Consider the following 20,172-nt stretch of genomic DNA (forward strand, 5'->3'; position numbering starts at 1 on the left):
CGGGTGCACACTCGTTTGTGCAGGAGTACATCGACCGAAGTGTTGCGACATCGGGGTCCAGCACAGCAACGGCAAACGACTAGCTTGGAGCACCTCAGTTGGCCGACACCACCGTCCTCGTCACCGTCACCGGACCCGACCGGCCCGGTGTGACGTCAGTGCTGCTCGCGGCCATGTCGCGACACCATGTGAGCCTGCTGGATGTGGAGCAGGTGGTCATCCGCGGCCGACTGACCCTCGGCGTGCTGGTCACCTGCCCGAGTGATCCCGAGGCGCTGCAGGACGAGCTCGAAGAGGCGATGAATACCGTCGGCATGCACGTCGACGTCGAGGTCGGCGCGCAGATCGGCAGGCAGCCGATGTCCACCCACGCGGTGGTCATCCTCGGCGCACCGGTGACCGCGCGGGCGTTCAGTGCGATCTCGCGTCAGCTCGCCACGCTCGGCGCCAACATCGACACCATCCGCGGTATCGCCGACTATCCGGTGACCGGCATGGAGCTCTTGGTCACCGCGACCGATACCGGACCCGATTCGGATGCGCGGCTGCGCACGGCGCTGGCCGAGGTCGCGGTCGCCGAACAGGTGGATGTCGCGGTGGAGCGGGCCGGACTGGCCCGGCGGGCCAAGCGGCTCATCGTCTTCGACGTGGACTCGACCCTGATCCAGGGTGAGGTCATCGAGATGTTGGCCGCGCACGCGGGGGTGGAGGATCAGGTCCGCGAGGTCACCGAGGCGGCCATGCGCGGCGACATCGACTTCGCCGAATCGCTGCGTCAGCGGGTGGCCACCCTGGAGGGGTTGGACGAGTCGGTGATCGACGAGGTCGCCGACCGGATCGAACTGACCCCGGGCGCGCGCACCACGATTCGGACATTGCGGCGGATCGGATTCCGATGCGGTGTGGTGTCGGGCGGATTCCGTCAGGTGATCGAACCGCTCGCACACGAACTGGAACTGGACTTCGTCCAGGCCAACACCCTGGAGATCGAGGACGGCAAGCTGACCGGCCGCGTGGTCGGCGAGATCGTCGACCGGGCGTTCAAGGCCACGGCGCTGCGGAAGTTCGCGGCGGAGGCCGGCGTGCCGATGGAGCAGACCGTGGCCGTCGGTGACGGTGCCAATGACATCGACATGCTCAATGCCGCCGGCCTCGGCGTCGCCTTCAACGCCAAGCCCGCGCTGCGCGAGGTCGCCGACGCGGCCCTGTCACACCCGTATCTCGACGCGGTGCTGTTCATCCTCGGCGTGACCCGCGATGAGGTGGAAGCCGCTGACGCCCGTGACGGCGGCATCCGTCGCGTACCGCTGATCGGCAGCTGAGTCGGGAATGCGGCGGGCCGCGGGAGGCTTGCACTCGAGTGTGTCCGGTCGTGGAGGCCGGTGTTGAGCCCGCACAGCAGTTTCGTGACGATCGAGGTGGAGTGATGTCGAGTATCCCGGAAAGCGCCGCTGAAATCCGCGGCGGTGATACTGCGGATACCGAATTGTCCACGGACATGGAGGGTTTCCGCATCCGGCATGCGGAACTCGCCCGCGGTTACGGCGGCGTCGGCGATCCCGAGGACCCCGCACTGGTGCAAGCCATGCAAATGGTGCTGCACATTCCCAAGGCCGACCCGCCGCGGCGCAGCGCGCTGCTGGAGGCCGCGGCGGCGGCCACGGTGGCGCTGTGCCTGGACGCGCGGGTCGGGCCCGATGGGGAGTGGGCGCAGCGATTCCTGGACTGGAAGCGGTCGCGGATCCGCAAGGTGGCGCGGCGGGCACGCGGCGCGCAATGGCTGGCCGCCGGTGCGGTCGACGGGGTGACCGTCGAGGTGGACGGCGCGCAGGCGCGGGCATTCGTGCCGGGACCGGTGGGCGCGGTCGATCCGCGGATCAAACGATTGCAGATCAACGGCACCGACCTGGAGCACGACGATCCCGGGCCCGTGGATCCCGAACTGCCGGTGCTGTGGGTGAATGCGAAGCTCGGCATGACGCTCGGCAAGGCTGCCGCGCAGGTCGGTCACGCCAGCATGTTGCTCGCCGGTGCGTTGACGGTGGACGAGGCCCGGTTGTGGTCCGAGCGTGAGTTCCGGTGTGCGGTACGGGAATCCACACCGGAACACTGGGCGACGCTGTGCGAGAAGGTATCTCGTGGCCATGCCGTCGCGGTGCGCGATGCGGGTTTCACCGAGGTCGCGCCCGGCTCGATAACTGTTATTGCGGTACCCGGACAATCGGGACAATACTGACCGCCCCATCGTTGCACCGCGGGAATTCGCCTACTACACGATTCACATTCCCGGCCCCACTAACGAATACATTTCGTAGATATTTCGATGTTCGGCATCAGGGGGATTCACCCAGGGCCGATCTGGGTACGTTCGACGGAACAGGACCGCCCGCACGCTACTCGCTGGAGGCCATGATCATGACGACGCTATTGGTGATACTCGCCGTTTGGGTCGGGTGCTCGATTCCACTGGCACTGATCGTCGCGCGGATGTTCCGCTCCATCGATGAACCGCCGAACAATCCACCGGGTGCCGTGCGCGTGCGGTCCGTTTCCCCGCGTCATCGCGGTCGAATGGTCCAATTCTGGCGACCGGCATGGGCCGGTCGTACAAGCACCGCACATTTGAGCCAAGATGGAGCCCGTGCCGCAACCGGATCCCGATCTGCTCATTGATTTCACCGACGTGACCATCCGACGCTCGGGTCACACCCTCGTCGGCCCGGTCACCTGGCAGGTCGAGCTCGACGAACGCTGGGTGGTCCTCGGACCGAACGGCGCGGGCAAGACCTCGCTGCTCCGCATGGCCGCCGCCGAAGTGCATCCGACCTCGGGCATTGCCCATCTGCTCGGTGAGGTGATCGGCAAAACCGATGTCAGCGAGCTACGCCCGCGCATCGGATTGTCCTCGGCCACGGTGGCCAGCCGGATTCCGCGCGACGAGAAGGTCAGCGATCTGGTGGTCTCCGCGGGTTATGCGGTACTCGGCCGCTGGCGCGAGCGCTATGACGACGTCGATACCGACCGTGCCATCGACATGTTGGAAAGCCTGGGGGCCGAACATCTTTCCGATCGCACCTACGGGACATTGTCCGAGGGTGAGCGCAAGCGAGTCCTGATTGCCCGCGCGATGATGACCGATCCGGAGCTGCTGCTGCTCGATGAGCCCGCGGCCGGTTTGGACCTCGGTGGGCGCGAGGAATTGGTGGAGCGCCTCGGCGATCTGGCCGCGGATCCCGATTCGCCCGCGATGGTTCTGGTGACCCACCATGTCGAGGAGATTCCGCCGGGGTTCACCCACGGCCTGCTGCTGAACGAGGGCTCGGTCGTCGCGCAGGGTTTGCTGCCCGATGTGCTGACCGCCGAGAACCTCAGTGAAGCGTTCCGGCAGTCGATCGCGCTCGATCGCGTCGATGGTCGCTATTTCGCACGTCGCGCACGTCGGCTGGGGCGGCACCGGTCGCGCTGATGGTGGTGGGGATTACGCCGTAAACCAAGCGAGCGTTAGTGTGCAGTTGTGAGTGAGATGAACGCTGCTTCTCAGCCGGTACCGTCGCTGAAGGACGCGTCGACGGTGATGCTGGTGCGTGACGGCGCCACCGGGCCCGAGGTGTTCCTGCAGCGCCGGGTCGGCGCGATGGCCTTCGCCGCCGGGATGACGGTATTCCCCGGCGGCGGTGTCGATCCCTCGGACGGGACCGCCGATATCGAGTGGGCCGGACCCGAACCGGCGTGGTGGGCCGAGAAATTCGGCACCACCGAACCGCGGGCCAAGGCGCTGGTCGCCGCCGCCGTGCGCGAGACCTTCGAGGAATGCGGTGTGCTGCTGGCCGGTCCGGCCGCCGATACCGTGGTCTCCGACACCACCGGCTACCACGATGCCAGGGGCAGGCTGGAGCGGCGCGAGCTATCCCTCGCGGCCTTCCTCGCCGAGGAGAAGCTGGTGCTGCGCGCGGACCTGCTTCGGCCGTGGGCGAATTGGATCACCCCGGTGATCGAGCCGCGGCGTTATGACACCCGGTTCTTCGTCGCGGTGCTGCCGCAGGGACAGTTGGCGGACGGTGCCACCTCCGAGGCGGCCGAGGTGCACTGGCGCACCCCGACAGACGCGCTGGCGCGCTGGCGCGCGGGCACCGACATTCTGCTGCCGCCGACCTGGGCGCAGCTGGCTGCCATCGGCGAATTCGGTTCCACCGCGGAAATTCTGGCCGTCGACAAGGTGATCGAACCGATCATGCCGCTGCTCTCCGGTCCCGACGGGCAGCAGCTACTCGACTTCCCCAACAACCAGCGGTACTTCGCCGATCTCCCGGATGCCAGCAGGCTCAAGGGATCCGCGCGTCCGTGAGGCAGTAGGTTTCCAGCCATGGCCGAATTCGTCACCCTGGAGCTGCCCGAGGATCCCGCCGTGCGCGGCGTCGCTGTCCTCCGGATCGACCGCCCGCCGCTGAATCTGCTGAACGCGCAGGTGGTGCGGGAGGTGGCCGAGGCCGCCGCGGTCGTTGCCGGGCATCCCGGGGTCGCCGCGCTGGTCGTCTACGGCGATGAGCGGGTCTTCTCGGCGGGTGACGATCTCGCCGAACTCTCCGGCCTCACCCGGGATCAGGCCGAGGCGATGGCCGCCGATCTGCAGGCGGCGCTGGGCTGCCTGGCCAAGGTGCCCCAGCCGACCGTCGCCGCGATCAGTGGCTACTGCCTCGGCGGCGGTCTGGAACTCGCCCTGGCCGCCGACCGTCGCATCATCGGCGATAACGTCAAACTCGGCCTGCCCCAGATCAAAGCGGGCCTCATCCCGCTGGCGGGCATCCGCCGGCTGTCGCTGCTGATCGGTCCCGGTCCCGCCAAGGATCTCGTCTACACCGGCCGCTTCGTGGCACCCGACGAGGCGCGCGCCCTCGGCCTGGTCGACGAGGTCGTCGCACCCGACGACGTCTACACCGCCGCCATGCGCTGGGCACAGCAGTTCACCGACGGCCCCGCCCGAGCCCTCGCCGCCGCCAAATCGGTCTTCGAAGCAGGCCCGCACGGCCTCGACCGCGCCCGCACCGAATGGACCGCGCTGTTCGCCACCGAAGACCGCCAGATCGGCACCGAGTCCTACCTGGCCGACGGTCCGGGTTCGGCGGCGTTCGTCGGTCGCTGACGGGGGCCGAACGGTCTCGTTCGCGCGCTCGATGGACCGGCGGTACGCCGTATCGGGTCGTGCCCGGCCGACGGTTGCGGTCGGCGGCGTTCGTCGGACGATCTGCCGGACGGTCCGAGTCGGCAGTGGCGGTCGCTGACGCGGCGGGCTTGATCTTGCTCGGACCGAATCGATATGGAGTTGTGTCCGGACAGTTCGGAATTGGGCCGTGTACTCGTCTTGGTGGGATTCCGGGGTTTTGTGCCGGCCGGACGGGGCGGGGTGGGATCTGGTTGATCCGAGCGCCGGCGAGGACCATAAACGGGAACACGTTCCTGTCTGCCCGGTGGTGCGGGCACGATGATGTTCGGTGATCGTGCGGGTCGCTCGAGCCCCAGCTTGCTAGGCGCATCCGGGGTGCGCGGTGGTGCGTGGGGAGGTCGCCGGGCGGGTTCAGAACCAGAACGAGTCTCGGGGGACGGGGTGGCAATGCGAAATCAGGCCGTACTCACTGGTCCGCTGGAGACGTGCGGCGGCGGGTTGGCTAGGCTAGCCCACCATGACGGTCCACCCCGATGACCCGGCGCCGAACCCGCATGCCACCGAGGCCGAGGTCGAAGCTGCGCTGAAGGATACGAAGCTCGCCCAGGTGCTCTACCACGACTGGGAAGCCGAGACCTATGACGACAAATGGTCGATTTCCTATGACGAGCGCTGTATCGACTATGCCCGCGGCCGGTTCGACGCCGCGGTCGGTCCCGCGCCGCTGCCGTACGAGCGTGCGCTGGAACTGGGCTGTGGCACCGGTTTCTTCCTGCTGAACCTCATGCAGGGTGGCGTCGCGAAGTCCGGTTCGGTCACCGATCTGTCGCCGGGCATGGTGAAGGTCGCACTGCGCAATGCCGAGAACCTCGGACTCGATGTCGACGGCCGGGTCGCCGACGCCGAGACCATCCCGTACGAGGACGACACCTTCGACCTCGTCGTCGGCCACGCGGTGCTGCACCACATCCCGGATGTGGAGTTGGCGCTCAAGGAGTGCCTGCGTGTGCTCAAGCCGGGCGGGCGTTTCGTCTTCGCCGGTGAACCGACCACCGCGGGCAACTTCTACGCGCGCTGGCTCGGTCGCATCACCTGGAAGGTCACCACCACCGTGACCAAGTTGCCCGCACTGTCGGGGTGGCGGCGTCCGCAGGCCGAATTGGACGAATCCTCGCGCGCCGCGGCGCTGGAGGCGGTCGTCGACCTGCACACCTTCGATCCCAGCGAGCTCGAGGCGATGGCCCGCCGTGCGGGCGCCGCCGAGGTCAAGGCGAGCACCGAGGAGTTCGCGGCGGCGCTGTGGGGTTGGCCGGTGCGCACCTTCGAGGCGGCGGTGCCGGATGAGAAGCTGACCATGGGCTACCGGATGGCGATGTACCGCGCGTGGCTGCGGCTGAGCTGGCTGGACGAGAACGTCATGCGCCGGGTGGTGCCGCGTCAGTTCTTCTACAACGCCATGATCACCGGCGTGAAGCCGGGCTCCGCTGCCAAATAACTGGGCTGCCAAGTAGTGGGCTATTCCTTCAGCCGCGAGGACGTCGCCTTCCTCGGCAGCGCGGCGGGTAGTGCCGCGCTGGCCGAGGTGGACCGGCTGGAGCTGACCACCGCGACGCACCTGCGCGATCTGGAGCGGGTGCGTCGCGAGTTCGGTGCGAGTTCGGGTGCGCTCATCGAAACCGTGCGGCTGCGTCGTCGCGCGACGGCCAAGCTGGTCGATACCGGAGGATGGCTGTTCACCGATGACGCGCTGCAACAGGCGACCCCGACGCTGGTGGCCCGCCACCGCGCCGAAAGGCTGTCCGGGCGCACTGTGCACGACGTGACGTGTTCGATCGGTGCCGAGCTCGCCGAACTGACCCGGACCTGCCCGTCGGTAATCGGCAGCGACCTCGATGACGTGCGCCTGTCGATGGCCGCGCACAACCTCGCCGAATCCCGAAATGTTCTGCTGGCCAAGGCCGATGCCTTGGTCCCGTGCAGCACCGGCACCGTCGTCATCGCCGATCCGGCCCGCCGCGCGGACGGCCGCCGCACCCACGATCCGGCGAAACTACAGCCCCCGCTGCCGGATCTGCTCGCCGCCTACCCCGGCCGCGATCTCGCCGTAAAGTGCGCTCCCGGACTGGATTTCGATCGGCTGAACTGGTCCGGCGAGATCGAGCTCGTCTCCCTCGACGGTGCGGTCCGCGAGGCGTGTCTGTGGTCGGCGGGTCTGTCCGAACCCGGCGTCACCCGCCGCGCCACCGTCCTGTCCACCCGGGCCGAACCCGTCACCTTGACCGACGCCGACCCCGACGACATCCCCGAGCGGGACCCCGGCGAGTGGATCATCGACCCCGACGGCGCCATTGTCCGCGCCGGCCTGGTCCGCCACTACGCCGTGAAACACGGCCTGTGGCAACTGGACCCGAGAATCGCCTACCTCACCGGCAACAGCGTCCCCGAAGGCGTCCGCGGCTTCCGCATCGTCGACCGTCTCGACCTCCGCGAAAAGGCCCTCCGCCAAGAACTCACCCGCCGCAACTGCGGCCCCCTGGAAATCCTCACCCGCGGCGTCGATATCGACCCCGACGCCCTCCGCAAACGCCTCAAACCCCGAGGCACCCACCCCTACACCCTCATCCTCACCCGCCTGTCCCGCACCACCGCCGCTTTCCTCTGCACCACCTGATCCCACGAGGATGCGCTGGTGCAGGACCGCTCTCGACGTTGGCCCGCATCAGCGCATGGTGATCGACTGTCCAGTGGCTACTGTTCGGGTTTGAAGGTGAAGATTTCGCCTATGCGGGTGGCCAGGACTACCTCGCCCTTGGCGCCGACGGCGGTGCCGGTGGTGGTGCCTTTGGCGTTGGGGAGGACGTCGGAGTCTACGGTGGTGCCGGTTTTGGTGTCGAAGGTGATGAGGTTGATGCCTTCGCCGATGGCGGCGGCGGTGTAGCCGGTGTCGCCAGCGGTTTGGACGGGGGTGCCGCGCAGGGTGAGATCCTTACGCTCCCAGATGATCTCGGCGGCGTCGCCCTTATCGCGCAGGGCGAGCAGGTAGCCGTCGTCGCCGGAGGGGATGATCAGGCCGTCGCTGGAGACCGAAATGCCGCCGCGCGGAGCCCATTCCAGGGGCTGGACCCATTTGGTGCGACCGTCCGCGGCATCCACCGCGATGAGGCGATGAGTGTTGTCGCCGACGTAGACGGTGCGGCCGTCGGCGGACAGGGTGGGGCTGGTCGCGCTGCCCTCGGCGAGCATATCCGCGCTCCACTCCTGCTGGATCCTATTGTCGGCGTAGCGCAATGCGACCAGGGCGGCGGTCGGCTTGCCGGGCTTCCAGAGCGTGACGAAGAAGCGGCCGCTGGCCGTATCGATCGGCGAGATATTGGCGACCGGGCACTGCGGCCCGCCGCTGGTGCAGTCGTCCATACCCTGACCCGAGGCTGGGCGCGTGAGATCCGGGTAGTCCAGGAGATCGGGCTCGCCGAGCAATTGGGTGGTGGGGACGACGCGTCCGCCGGTCTGGCGGCTCAGCACGTCCACCTGACCGGACTGGGTGATCGTCAGGATGTTCCCGTCGCCGGTGAACTGCGCCGAAACCGGAACGCCCGCAACGGCAGTCCGCCAGCGCGGCTGTCCGATGGAGTTGAACGCACTGAATCCGCCGTCGTCACCGACATAGACGTTGGTGCCGCTGTCGACCACCGTCGGCGCGGAGATCGCATTCGGTCCGAGCGGATTGCAGAAGCGCTTGCGGCCGGTGGGCATCTGCAGCGAGAGAATGGCACAGTTGCCCGCGGTCACGGTTGTCACGAAGAGCTGTCCGTCCGGACCGAGGGTTACGCCCTGCTCGATCGGCCCACCGACCGGTCGTGACCAGCTCAGCGATAGTTTGCGCGATCCGGTGACCGGGCTGACGCCGGTATTGCGGCCATCGTGGTGCGCGGACGTCCAGCCCTTGCCCGACCCGACAGTGATGTCGTCGACATCGGTGCCGCAGCCCGCCAATGCCAGTGTGCCGACCGCGGCCAGCGCCGCCGCCGCCCGCAGCCTGGACAAGATCAGCCCGCGCGCCGGGTTGGCCAGTACGCCGCCGCTTCGCACCTGGTGCACTCCTGTCGTCATGGGCCGCTCGGACGAGACCAAAGTGTGTCGACCCCCAGTACACGCACCACTCAGCTGGAGCCGCCCGGTGTGGAGGTTCGGGCCGCCGTCGGCGGCGCAGCAGTCACTGTACGGGAGGGCTATCCAACGGTGTACGGGTCCCGGCGGTGTTTTCCGAGTGAGTCGATGTGCGGCGGGTTCGGCCGCCACTCGATGGGTAAGGACGCTGGCCGGAGCGCATCGAGCCGCGCCGGATAAGCTCAATCGATCGCGACCGGGTCGGGTCACGATCGAAGAACCACGACAGGAGATGAGTTCGTGACGAGCATGTGGGGCGCACCGTTGCGCTCGCGGTGGCGCGGTTCGCGCCGCCGGGATCCGCAGCAGGCGCGATTTCTGACGCTGGCGTCGCTGCGCTGGGTGCTCGCGAACAAGGCGTACACGCCTTGGTATCTGGTGCGGTATTACCGGCTGTTCAAGTTCAAGGCGGCCAACCCGCATATCGTGCTGCGCGGCATGGTCTTCCTCGGCAAGCGCGTCGAGATCCACGCGACCCCCGAACTGGGCCGGATGGAGATCGGCCGCTGGGTGCATATCGGCGACGGCAATGCCATTCGCTGCCACGAGGGTTCGCTGCGCATCGGCGACAAGGTTGTCTTCGGCAAGGACAACGTGGTCAACACCTATCTCGATATCGAGATAGGCGAGTCCACCCTGGTCGCGGACTGGTGCTACATCTGCGATTTCGACCATCGCATGGATGACATCACCATGCCGATCAAGGATCAGGGCATTGTGAAGAGTCCGGTCCGCATCGGTCCGGACACCTGGATCGCCGCCAAGGTGACGGTGCTGCGCGAGACCCGCATCGGCCGCGGCTGTGTCCTCGGCGCGCACGCGGTGGTCAAGGGCGAGATTCCGGATTACAGCATCGCCGTCGGCGCACCGGCCAAGGTCGTCAAGAACCGCAAGGCGACCTGGGAGGCGGGCGCCGAGGAGCGCGCCAAATACATTGCCGCGCTGGAAGATATCGAGCGTAAGAAGAACGGCGCCACCCAGTCGGCGTAATCGCCGCCGCGCCGTGCCACTGCCACCGAGCCCCGGATCCGTACGACGGACCCGGGGCTCGTGCGATTTCGGACGCCGGACGTACCGCTTCGCGTCGGTGCGAGTCGGTACGGTCAGCGATATGAACAGGTACGCGGCGCTACTGCGCGGGATCATGCCGACCAACCCCAATATGAAGGGGGAGAAACTGCGCGGGGTGTTCGAGGGGCTCGGGTTCGAGCAGGTCGCGACGGTATTGGCCAGCGGCAATGTGGTCTTCCGCAGCGCGGACAGCGATATCGCGAAGCTGGAGGACCGCATTCAGGACGCGCTCAACAGCGAACTCGGGATTCCGGGCGGCACCATCGTGCGCACCTACGATGAGCTGCGCGACCTGCTCGATACCGACCCGTTCCCGGGCCTGACCCACGGCCGCGGAACCTACCTCATCGCGACCTTCCTCAAGCAGGCTCCATCGAACGTCACCAAAGAACTGCGCAAGCACACCGAACCTGGCGTCCAGATCGTCGGCTACGACTCCGCCGCCCGCGCCGTCCTCGCGGTCATCGATAACACCGAACCCCGCACCCCGGACTTCATGGCCTGGCTGGAGAAGACCTACAGCAAGGACATCACCACCCGCACCTGGCTGACCGTGCAGAAGATCGTCAAGAAGCTGGAGTCCTGATCCCGCGCTGCCTACCGCAGCGCGGGATTGCCTGCGCGGCACGCTGATTCGTGAGCCCCGGGCAGCCGGTGCCTACTTCGGATCGCGCTCCGGGAGTGGGCGTTCGATGATGGTCGGTCGGCCGAGCGGATTGCGGACGCGGCGTTTGGCCGAGGAGTAGACCAGGGCGGTTTCGGCGGCGACCACATCCCAGGCGAAGTCGGCGGTGAGGCGTTCGCGGGCCGCGTAGGCGCGGTCCTGGGTGGCGGCCGGATCGTCGAGGGTGGCGCGCACGGCCTCGACAATGCCGTCGACATCCGCGGGTTCGAACGATGCGCCGGTGACGCCGTCGATCACGGCCTCGCCGAGTCCACCGGCGGTGGAGGTGACCAGCGGGGTGCCCGCGGCGGCGGCCTCGAGGGCGACGATGCCGAAGGGTTCGTAGCGGCTGGGCAGCACGATGGCGTCGGCGCCGTGCAGCCAGCCGAGCAGTTCCTCGTGACCGAGCTGCCCGACGAAGTTGACCGCGCGCGCGACCCGGTGCACGCGGGCGCGCTCGCGCAGCCATTCGAACTGGGTGCCGATGCCCGCGATGGTCAGCGTGGTGCCGGGGTGGGCGCGGCGGATGCGCGGCAGCGCGGCGATCGCGTCCTGCACACCCTTCTCGTACTCGAGCCGACCCACATAGAGCAGGCGCGGCGGACCGGTGCGCGGGGCGCGCGGCCGAAAGGTCCACGCGCCGACATCGATTCCATTGCGGATCACCGTCATCGGAATGCGCTCGGGTCCGTAGAGGCGTTCCACCTCGTCCTGCATCGAGGTTGAGCAGGTGATCAGTGCGTCGGATTCATTGGCGAGCCACCACTCGACCGAATGCACCTGCTTATTGACCCGGCCCGAGACCCAGCCGCTGTGCCGCCCGGCCTCGGTGGCGTGGATGGTCGACACGAGTGGCACGTCGTAGTACTCGGCGAGTGCGATCGACGGATGCGCGACCAGCCAGTCGTGCGCGTGCACGACATCCGGAACCCAGCCGTCGCCGATGCCGGGCTTGCCGAGCGCGACACCGGCGCGCACCATCGCGTGGCCCATGGCCAGCGTCCAGGCCAGCATGTCCTCGCCGAAGTCGAAGCACGGCGGATCCTCCGCGACCGCGACAACCAGCACGCCCTCGGCGATGAAGGAGTGGGTGGGGTGGGTCGAGGAGTCGGTGCCGGAGGGGCGGCGGGCGAGCACGACCACTTCATGGCCCGCCGTTGCCAATTCGACCGCCAGGTGATGCACATGGCGGCCCAACCCACCGACCACTACCGGTGGGTACTCCCACGACACCATCAAGATCTTCATGAATGTCCTTCTCGAGCGGAGTCTCGGTCCGCGATCGCCAGCCGCCGTGCGTCCAAACTCGGGAAGAAGCCGTCGGCCGCCCCCCATCCTGCCGCCAACTGGTGCGCTTTGGCGACTTGACCCGCGCCGACGGCGGCCGCGATCTCCCGTACCGCGTGCGCGTGCCGATGCGCGCGATCGCGTGCGTAGCCCGCCGCGGAGTCCTTGCTGACCATAAAGGCCCAGTCGCTGGAGACGGTGAGGATGGCCTCGCGCAACAGCTGATCGGCGACCGGATCGCGCAGTGCGACACCGCCGTCCGCGGCCCGCATCTTGTCCACCGTATCGAGGGTCAGACGCACGATTTCGTCGTTGAGTTCCACCAGGTCCTTGACCTGGTCACCGGCCCAGACCCGCCAGTCCTTACCCGAACCCCAGGACGAATCGGCCAAGGGCACCGGCTCCCCGACGAAGCCGCGCGCGCGTGCATCGGCCAAGGTCCCGACCGTGACACCCGCCTCGGGCAGTGCCCGCAGCACCTGCGCCAGCCACTGCGGACCCTCGTGCCACCAGTGCCCGAACAGTTCGGTGTCGAAGGCGGCGACGACGAGAGCCGGACGGCCGATTCGCGCGGATTCGGCGATCAGGCGCTCGCGCACGGTCCGCACGAAATCCTCGACATCGCGGACCACCGCCGCGGCCGCCAGCTCTGGGTCATAGGGCGCCTTGTCCGGACCGGCCACCGTCTTGCCGGTGACCCGGGACGGTTTGAGACCTGTCGCGTGGTCATAGTGATGAAAGTCACGGTATGCGCTCTGGCCCGGATAGCCGGATTTGGGCGACCAAACCCGGTAGCTCACATGCAGATCCCGCCCGAAGGCCACCACATCCGAGTCGCGGACCGGGCGACCGAGGGTGGTGTCGCCGCGCAGCGCGGGGCCGTCGACCATGAAATGCGTCACACCCGCGGCGGCGTAGCCCAGCTCCATCCCGGGGGTGTAACCGCATTCGGGCGCCCAGATTCCGGTGGGCGTATGGCCCCAGCGATGCTGGGCGTCGGACAGGCCCTCACTCAGCTGGAAGGCGCGCAGTCGCGGATCGAGCAGCGGCTGGAACGGGTGCGCGAGCGGACCGCCGAGCAGTTCGATGGCTTCGGCGTCGATGAGCTGACGCCATACCGGAGCCGCGCCGTGACGCCAGTGCCGTTCGAATTCCGCCAGCGCCGCGGCGGCCAGCCGATGTTCGTGTCTGCCGAGCGCGATATTGCCCGCCAGGGCGGCCTCGTCGGCGCGCAACTGCCAGTTGCCGAGCCAATGGTGCATGCCGGCGAGGCAGTGCGGGTCGTCCAGCTGGGCGGCCAACACCGGCGTGATGCCGAGGCTGAGCAGATGTGAACGGCCTTCCGCGGCAAGGGTTCTCAGCACCTCGACGACGGGAAGGTAAGAGGCGGCCCAGGATTGGTAGAGCCATTCCTCGCCGACCGGCCAGCGGCCGTGGTGCGCCAGCCAGGGCAGATGGGAATGCAGGACCAGGGTGAACTGGCCGGGAACGGCCGTATCGGTCACGGCTTCACCGCGATGGCGACCAGGTCGAGGCTCGCATCGATCTCCTCGGTGCGCAGTGCGAAATCGTCGATGGTGACCGCGGCGACGTCGGCGGTCAGTTCGGCGGGCCACGGCTCACCGGCCAGCGCGCGCTCGATCTGGGCATCGATGAACGAGCCACCGTGCTTGGCGTCCAACGCTTTCAGGGTCGGCCCATGGTGCACACCGGTCATCAGTATGACCCGGAAACCGGCGTCGACCAGCAGTTCGGTGAGTTCGTCGGCATTGAGTTCCCGGGTGTGGAACGGATTGAGCGGGGTATCGCGGCCGGGGGAGAAGGTGATCCGGTTGGGCGTGCTGATCAGCAGTTCGCCGCCGGGGCGCAGCACCCGCAGGCATTCCCGAATGAACTGGCCCTGGTCCCAAAGGTGTTCGATCACTTGGAAATTCACCACCACATCGACCGATTCGGCATCGAGCGGCAGTTCGGCGAGATTGCCCTGGATCATCTCGACGCGCGGGTAGCGCGCGCGCACGTGCGCGACCGCGCTGGTGTCGTAGTCCAGGCCGATCACCCTGGTGGCCACGTCGGCGATCATGTTCGCGCCGTAACCCTCACCGGATCCGGCCTCCAGCACGGTCTTTCCCGCGCAGCGTTCGAGCAGTCGCGCGTAGACGATCTCGTGCCGACGGAACCAGTAGTTCTCCTCGGCGATGCCGGGTACGGTCCGCTCGCCGGTCAGCGGCAACGGCTCCACGGCCGGCTCGGGAGTAATGCCCGGGGTGGTGCCCACTGCGGCAGGGATCACAGCCTCGCTCATCGCTCCGACGTTACTGGTACTGAATCCCTGCGGGACACCCGCACCCGGGGTTCCGCACCTTATCGCCAGGACCACCGTTGTGAGAGAGAAGCAGCTAAGTTACCCATGGGTAACTTAACGTAGGGTAGTGTCACGCCCTGAGCTACAAACAAGGACGTACGGCCGAGTTCGTGCGACCACCACATACGTGTAACCAGAACAGGAGGTCGACGAAGACCGATGCCGAACATCGTCGTACTCATCAAGCAGGTTCCCGACACCTGGTCCGAGCGCAAGCTGACCGACGGTGACTACACCCTCGACCGCGAGGCCGCCGACGCCGTCCTCGACGAGATCAACGAGCGTGCCGTCGAAGAGGCGCTGCTGATCAAGGAGGCCCAGGGCGGCGAAGTCACCGTGCTGGCCGCCGGTCCGGACCGTGCCACCGAGGCCATTCGCAAGGCGCTGTCCATGGGTGCCGACAAGGCCATCCACATCAACGATCCGGCCATCCACGGCTCCGACGCCGTGCAGACCGCGTGGGTGCTGGCCAGCGCGCTCGGCCAGGTCGAGGGTGTCGAGCTGGTCATCGCGGGCAATGAGGCCACCGACGGTCGCTCCGGTGCGGTGCCCGCGATCATCGCCGAGTACCTGGGCCTGCCGCAGTTGACGCACCTGCGCAAGCTGACCGTCGACGGCGGCAAGATCACCGGCGAGCGGGAGACCGACGAGGGCGTGTTCAAGCTGGAGGCCACCCTCCCGGCCATCGTCAGTGTCACCGAGAAGATCAACGAGCCGCGCTTCCCGTCCTTCAAGGGCATCATGGCCGCGAAGAAGAAGGAAGTGCAGACCTTCACGCTGGCCGACCTGGGCGTCGACCCGTCGACCGTCGGTGTCGCCAACGCGGGCACCGCCGTCACCGCGGCCACCCCGAAGCCTCCGCGCACCGCGGGCGAGAAGATCGCCGACGAGGGCGACGGCGGCACCAAGATCGCCGCGTACCTGGTCGGCCAGAAGATCATCTGATCCCGCCCGAGACTGCTGAGGAGAGAACACAAATGGCAGAAGTACTTGTGCTCATCGAGCACGCCGACGGTGCGATCAAGAAGGTCAGCACCGAACTGCTCACCGCCGCGAGCACACTCGGTGAGCCCGCCGCCGTCGTGACCGGCCCGGCCGGTACCGGTGAGAAGCTGGCCGACGCGCTGGCCGCCGCGGGTGCCGCGAAGATCTACATCGCCGAATCCGACGATGTGGAGAATTTCCTGGTGACCCCGAAGGTCGACGTGCTCGCCGGTCTGGTCGAGTCGGTCGCCCCGGCCGCCGTGATCGTCGCCGCCACCGCCGAGGGCAAGGAGGTGTCGGGCCGCCTCGCCGCGCGCATCGGCTCCGGCCTGCTCGTCGACGTCATCGACGTCAAGTCCGACGGCTCGGTCGTGCACTCCATCTTCGGTGGCGCGTTCACCGTCGACGCCAAGGCCACCGGCGATGTGCCGGTGATCTCGGTGCGCCCCGGCGCCATCGAGGCCACGGCCGCGGCAGGTGCGGGTGAGAAGGTGGCCGTCGAGGTGCCCGCGCAGGAAGAGGGCGTCGTGAAGGTGATCTCGCGCGAGCCGGTCGTCGGTGGCGACCGTCCGGAGCTCACCGAGGCGAGCATTGTCGTCTCCGGTGGTCGCGGTGTCGGTTCCGCCGACAACTTCGCGGTCGTCGAGGCGCTGGCCGACTCGCTCGGTGCCGCCGTCGGCGCCTCGCGTGCCGCGGTCGACTCGGGCTACTACCCGGGCCAGTTCCAGGTCGGTCAGACCGGTAAGACGGTCTCCCCGCAGCTCTACATCGCCCTCGGCATCTCCGGCGCTATTCAGCACCGCGCCGGTATGCAGACCTCGAAGACCATCGTCGCGGTCAACAAGGACGAAGAGGCCCCGATCTTCGAGATCGCGGACTACGGCATCGTCGGCGACCTGTTCAATGTCGCCCCGCAGCTGACCGAGGCGGTCAAGGCGCACAAGGGCTAGGCTCCCGCTGAGTTACCCCTGACTCGCCAAATCTGTTGTTGCGTAATGCGGCAACAGATTTGGCGAGTCTTTTGCGTTCTCGGGTGCACGCGAACCGCCGAATGGGTGGGATAACCTGCGAGTATGGCTGTTCCAACGACTCGGATGCTGGTGCTCGCGGTGGTGCGGCTGCTGCAGCCGGTGCACGGTTATGACGTTCGACGCGAGCTGCTGTCCTGGCATGCCGACGATTGGGCGAATGTGAAGCCCGGATCGGTGTACGGGGCGCTGAATACGCTGCAGCGCGAGAAGCTCATCGAGGTGGAGGGCGTCGGGCAGGCGGGGGCACGCCCGGAGCGGACCAGCTACCGCCTGACCGTCGAGGGGGAGAAGGTTTTCGGCGAGATGGTGCGCGAGGCGGTGTGGAGTTCCGAGCAGCCGAAGAACCCGTATTTCGCGGCGGTGTCGCTGCTGCCACATCTGCCGCGCGATGAGGTCATCGCGGCAATGCGCGCGCGCATTCTGAAATTCGAATCGGATCTGGTCTTCCTGGAGCGCGAGGAGCAGCGGATTCTCGCGGGCACCGGCAATCCGGCCGAGACCGAACCGCATCATGTCGCCGATGCCATGCGGCTGGCCGCCGACCACGTCCGCGCGGATCTGACCTGGACGCGCAAAACCCTGGAGCGGATCGAGAGCGGCGAGCTGGATGTGTGGACGAACTGGTCGCGGGTGGACGGTGGGCCGATGACCGTCAAATGACGCCTCGCCACGTTGATCAAGTCTGAATAGTAAAGCTTGACTATTTGGTCGATCGTTCCTACCGTTGTTCAGGTGGAAACGATCGACTCCGTTCGTGTACGCACCAGCACCTCGGTGATCCGGGTGCGCGGGCTGTCGCGAACCTTTGAAACCAAAACCGGCCCCGTACAAGCGGTTACGGGCGTCGACTTCGATGTGTACGAGGGCGAGATCCTGGGTCTGCTCGGCCCCAATGGCGCGGGTAAGAGCACCACGCTGCGAATGCTCAGCACGCTCATCGCCCCGACCGCGGGCGAGGCCGTCATCGCTGGCGCGGATCTGGCGGCCGAGCAGCGGACCGTGCGTTCGCGCATCGGCTATGTCGCGCAGGGCGGCATGACCAATGACGACGCCCTGGTCATCGACGAATTGGTGCTACAGGCCAGGCTTTTCGGGTTGAGCAAGGCGCAGGCCAGGCGCAATGCGGAAGAACTGCTGGTGGCGCTCGACCTGGACGGACTCGGTGGGCGCAAATGCAGCCAGCTCTCCGGTGGCCAGCGCCGCCGCGTGGATATCGCACTCGGCCTGGTGCACGGACCGCATCTGATCTACCTCGACGAGCCGACCAGCGGTCTCGATCCGCAGAGCCGGGCCAATCTGTGGGAGCACATCGAGCGCCTGCGGGCGCGGGGCACCACGGTCGTGCTCACCACCCACTATCTGGACGAGGCCGACGCGCTGTGTGACCGCCTGCTGATCATGGACCACGGCGGCATTGTCGCCGAGGGCTCGCCCGACGAACTCAAGCGGCGCATCTCCGGTGATGTGGTGAGCTTCGAAATCGATAACGGCCATGCCGATCTCGCGCTCGAGGTCGCGCAATCCGTGCTCCAGGTGCGCTCGGTGGTGCGCTCGGAGCACATCGGCGGCGACCGGATCGGTGCGGCGCTGGTGCATCTCACCGTGGATCGCGGCGATACCGCGGTCGTCCCCCTCTTGCGTGCCATGGACGAGCGCGGTCTCGTGCCCGGTGCGCTCACTGTCAAACGTCCCAGCCTCGACGATGTCTTTCTCACCATTACGGGGCGTTCGCTGCGGGAGGCGAGTCACTCATGAGGTTCATGCGCGAGACCGGACTGATCTTCTGGTCCCAGTTGCGGGCCAATCTGCGAAATCCGGTGTGGGTCTTGATCGGCCTGTCCCAGCCGGTGTTGTATCTGGTGCTGTTCGGGCCGCTGGTCAAGGGGATCGCGCCGGCGCTGGGGTCGGATTCCGACCCATGGGAGTTGCTCACACCAGCGCTGGTCATCCAGACCGGACTGTTCGGCGCGATCTATGTCGGATTCGGCATTGTGGCGGAGTTGCGCGCCGGGGTCGTCGAACGACAGCGGGTCACTCCGGCGAGCCGAGGTGCGCTGCTGACCGGGCGCGTGCTCAAGGATATGGTCGTGCTGGTCGTGCAGGCGCTGGTACTGGTGGGAGTTGCGATGGCGGCCTTCGGTGTTCGGCCGGATCCGCTCGGGCTGGTGCTGTCGGTGTTGTTGATCGCGGTGATGGCCGCCGGTCTGGCCGCGGCATCGTATGCGCTCGGACTGTGGGCAAAGTCCGAGGATGTGCTCGCCTCGGTGCTCAATAGCCTGGCGGTGCCGCTGATGCTGCTCTCGGGCATCCTGCTGCCGCTGAGCGTCGGGCCGGGCTGGCTGCGCACCATCGGGAAGGTGAATCCGTTCTCGCACACCGTCGATGCGGCCCGGGCGCTGTTCCGCGGTGACTTCGGTGCCTCCGAGGTGTACCTCGGGACCGGACTCACCCTGGTGGTCGCGGCGGTGGCGATGGTGATCGGCGCGCGCGGCTTCACCCGCGAAAACGCTTGACCTGCGGGCGGCTCGGCCGGTAGGCGCACGAGATCCGTTGCCGCGATACGGCTGCGGATCTCAGCGTCGGTGCAGGCCGGAGAGCAGGGTGGTCAGGATCGGGGAGCGGCGGGTGTCGCTGCGTAGGACCGCCGAGACCGGAATGCGTAGTCGGTGTTCGGCCAGTCGCAGCACCACCAGGCCCTCGGTCGGGCTGTCGGCGTAGAGCACGGTCCAGGCGTCGGGTCGGTTGATCAGCTCCATGGTCGCGGTGTGGTCCGGCGGAATCGGCGGACCGAATGTGGGGCCAGCGGAGAGATCGGCGAAGGCGGCGCGAATCACGGTGTGCAGCAGGACCTGTTCCTGCTCGGGCGGCAGCAGCAGAGGGTAGGGGCTCAGGTCCGCCAGCGTCACCTGCTCGCGGATGGCCAGCGGATGGGCGGCCGAGGTGGCGATGACGAGATCCTCGACCCACAGTTTCTCCACGGCGAGGCCGGGCTCATCGACGCTGCCGCGAATGAGTGCGAGATCGCAGTCGCCATCGGCCACCGCCGTGATCCGCTGACGGAACGGTTTGATGACGAATTCGATCTCGGCGTCCGGATGCGCGGCCCGCGCACCGGCGATCGCGGACAGGGATCGGGTCGCGAAGGACATATTGGCGGCCAGCCGGATCCGGTGGCCGGAGGTGCGCACGGTCGCGCGGATGGCCGATTCCAGGCTCAGCATCTGTTTAGCCAGTGGAAGTAGCCGCATGGTCGCGTCGGTCGGCACGACCGCCCTGGTCGAACGTTCGAAGAGGGCCACGCCGAGGTCGCGCTCCAGCCGGGCGATCTGATGGCTGATCGCCGATTGCGAGATATAACAGCGCGCCGCGGCCCTGCTGAAACTCAGCTCCTCGCATACCGCGACGAAGTAGGCGAGCTGGCGAAGCTCCACGTCATCCTCGA

19 protein-coding genes are annotated in these 20,172 nt (G+C 67.4%); 14 read left to right on the forward strand and 5 right to left on the reverse strand.

The genetic code is table 11. From position 1 onward, the window contains the following. The first annotated feature begins 98 nt into the window (after positions 1-98). The 7 genes from serB (at position 99) to ACQP2D_RS10325 (ending at position 7,832) form a co-directional block, all read left to right on the forward strand. Positions 99-1,322, forward strand: a complete 1,224-nt coding sequence (serB, locus tag ACQP2D_RS10295) for a phosphoserine phosphatase SerB (protein WP_433683490.1) — start codon at positions 99-101, stop codon at positions 1,320-1,322. Between the two features lie 176 nt (positions 1,323-1,498). Next, on the forward strand, positions 1,499-2,236 hold the full coding sequence (locus ACQP2D_RS10300) for a peptidyl-tRNA hydrolase (protein ID WP_433685599.1): 738 nt from the start codon (positions 1,499-1,501) through the stop codon (positions 2,234-2,236). Between the two features lie 396 nt (positions 2,237-2,632). Then, positions 2,633-3,466, forward strand: a complete 834-nt coding sequence (locus tag ACQP2D_RS10305) for an ABC transporter ATP-binding protein (protein WP_433683491.1) — start codon at positions 2,633-2,635, stop codon at positions 3,464-3,466. Positions 3,467-3,523: 57 nt separating this feature from the next. After that, entirely contained in the window at positions 3,524-4,345 is an 822-nt protein-coding gene (locus tag ACQP2D_RS10310) for an NUDIX hydrolase (protein ID WP_433685600.1), read from the forward strand. An 18-nt stretch (positions 4,346-4,363) separates the two neighbouring features. Next, a complete protein-coding gene (locus tag ACQP2D_RS10315) occupies positions 4,364-5,140 on the forward strand; it encodes an enoyl-CoA hydratase-related protein (protein WP_433683492.1) in 777 nt (258 codons plus the stop codon). A gap of 538 nt (positions 5,141-5,678) precedes the next feature. After that, the gene (locus tag ACQP2D_RS10320) at positions 5,679-6,656 is read left to right on the forward strand and encodes a class I SAM-dependent methyltransferase (protein ID WP_433683493.1); all 978 of its coding nucleotides are present in this window, start codon (positions 5,679-5,681) and stop codon (positions 6,654-6,656) included. Positions 6,657-6,671: 15 nt separating this feature from the next. Further along, complete coding sequence (locus tag ACQP2D_RS10325) at positions 6,672-7,832, forward strand: THUMP-like domain-containing protein (RefSeq protein WP_433683494.1); 1,161 nt, start codon at positions 6,672-6,674, stop codon at positions 7,830-7,832. A gap of 77 nt (positions 7,833-7,909) precedes the next feature. On the opposite strand, the gene ACQP2D_RS10330 is transcribed toward ACQP2D_RS10325, so the two are convergent. Beyond that, entirely contained in the window at positions 7,910-9,271 is a 1,362-nt protein-coding gene (locus ACQP2D_RS10330) for a PQQ-binding-like beta-propeller repeat protein (protein ID WP_433683495.1), read from the reverse strand. 297 nt (positions 9,272-9,568) lie between these two features. Here ACQP2D_RS10330 and ACQP2D_RS10335 point away from each other — a divergent pair, with 297 nt between their 5' ends. Further along, positions 9,569-10,318 carry an acyltransferase gene (locus tag ACQP2D_RS10335; protein ID WP_364498310.1) on the forward strand — a complete coding sequence of 250 codons (750 nt, stop codon included), beginning with the start codon at positions 9,569-9,571 and terminating at the stop codon, positions 10,316-10,318. Positions 10,319-10,439: 121 nt separating this feature from the next. Beyond that, positions 10,440-10,985: a DUF1697 domain-containing protein gene (locus ACQP2D_RS10340; RefSeq protein ID WP_433683496.1), complete on the forward strand. Its 546-nt coding sequence runs from the start codon at positions 10,440-10,442 to the stop codon at positions 10,983-10,985. A 72-nt stretch (positions 10,986-11,057) separates the two neighbouring features. Here ACQP2D_RS10340 and ACQP2D_RS10345 read toward each other — a convergent pair whose 3' ends face one another. Genes ACQP2D_RS10345 through ACQP2D_RS10355 form a run of 3 tightly spaced genes read right to left on the reverse strand, consistent with a single transcriptional unit; the run spans position 11,058 to position 14,655 of the window. Further along, complete coding sequence (locus ACQP2D_RS10345; protein ID WP_433683497.1) at positions 11,058-12,311, reverse strand: glycosyltransferase family 4 protein; 1,254 nt, start codon at positions 12,309-12,311, stop codon at positions 11,058-11,060. Further along, entirely contained in the window at positions 12,308-13,855 is a 1,548-nt protein-coding gene (locus tag ACQP2D_RS10350; protein ID WP_433683498.1) for a 1,4-alpha-glucan branching protein domain-containing protein, read from the reverse strand. Before ACQP2D_RS10350 ends, ACQP2D_RS10345 begins: the two co-directional genes overlap by 4 nt. Further along, complete coding sequence (locus ACQP2D_RS10355) at positions 13,852-14,655, reverse strand: class I SAM-dependent methyltransferase (RefSeq protein WP_433683499.1); 804 nt, start codon at positions 14,653-14,655, stop codon at positions 13,852-13,854. The genes ACQP2D_RS10350 and ACQP2D_RS10355 overlap by 4 nt, the downstream gene beginning before the upstream one ends. A gap of 219 nt (positions 14,656-14,874) precedes the next feature. Here ACQP2D_RS10355 and ACQP2D_RS10360 point away from each other — a divergent pair, with 219 nt between their 5' ends. From ACQP2D_RS10360 to ACQP2D_RS10380, 5 genes are all read left to right on the forward strand, one after another. Beyond that, a complete protein-coding gene (locus tag ACQP2D_RS10360) occupies positions 14,875-15,660 on the forward strand; it encodes an electron transfer flavoprotein subunit beta/FixA family protein (protein ID WP_433683500.1) in 786 nt (261 codons plus the stop codon). Positions 15,661-15,692: 32 nt separating this feature from the next. Then, on the forward strand, positions 15,693-16,649 hold the full coding sequence (locus tag ACQP2D_RS10365) for an electron transfer flavoprotein subunit alpha/FixB family protein (protein ID WP_433683501.1): 957 nt from the start codon (positions 15,693-15,695) through the stop codon (positions 16,647-16,649). A gap of 123 nt (positions 16,650-16,772) precedes the next feature. Then, on the forward strand, positions 16,773-17,390 hold the full coding sequence (locus ACQP2D_RS10370; RefSeq protein WP_433683502.1) for a PadR family transcriptional regulator: 618 nt from the start codon (positions 16,773-16,775) through the stop codon (positions 17,388-17,390). A gap of 72 nt (positions 17,391-17,462) precedes the next feature. After that, on the forward strand, positions 17,463-18,485 hold the full coding sequence (locus tag ACQP2D_RS10375; RefSeq protein WP_433683503.1) for an ATP-binding cassette domain-containing protein: 1,023 nt from the start codon (positions 17,463-17,465) through the stop codon (positions 18,483-18,485). Continuing rightward, entirely contained in the window at positions 18,482-19,243 is a 762-nt protein-coding gene (locus ACQP2D_RS10380; protein WP_433683504.1) for an ABC transporter permease, read from the forward strand. The genes ACQP2D_RS10375 and ACQP2D_RS10380 overlap by 4 nt, the downstream gene beginning before the upstream one ends. A 60-nt stretch (positions 19,244-19,303) precedes the next feature. On the opposite strand, the gene ACQP2D_RS10385 is transcribed toward ACQP2D_RS10380, so the two are convergent. Continuing rightward, positions 19,304-20,161, reverse strand: coding sequence for a LysR family transcriptional regulator (locus tag ACQP2D_RS10385; protein WP_433683505.1), 858 nt, complete (start codon positions 20,159-20,161; stop codon positions 19,304-19,306). Positions 20,162-20,172 lie beyond the last annotated feature (11 nt).

It is taken from the genome of Nocardia sp. CA-119907, from assembly GCF_050955995.1.
In the GTDB taxonomy this organism is placed as follows: Bacteria; Actinomycetota; Actinomycetes; order Mycobacteriales; family Mycobacteriaceae; genus Nocardia.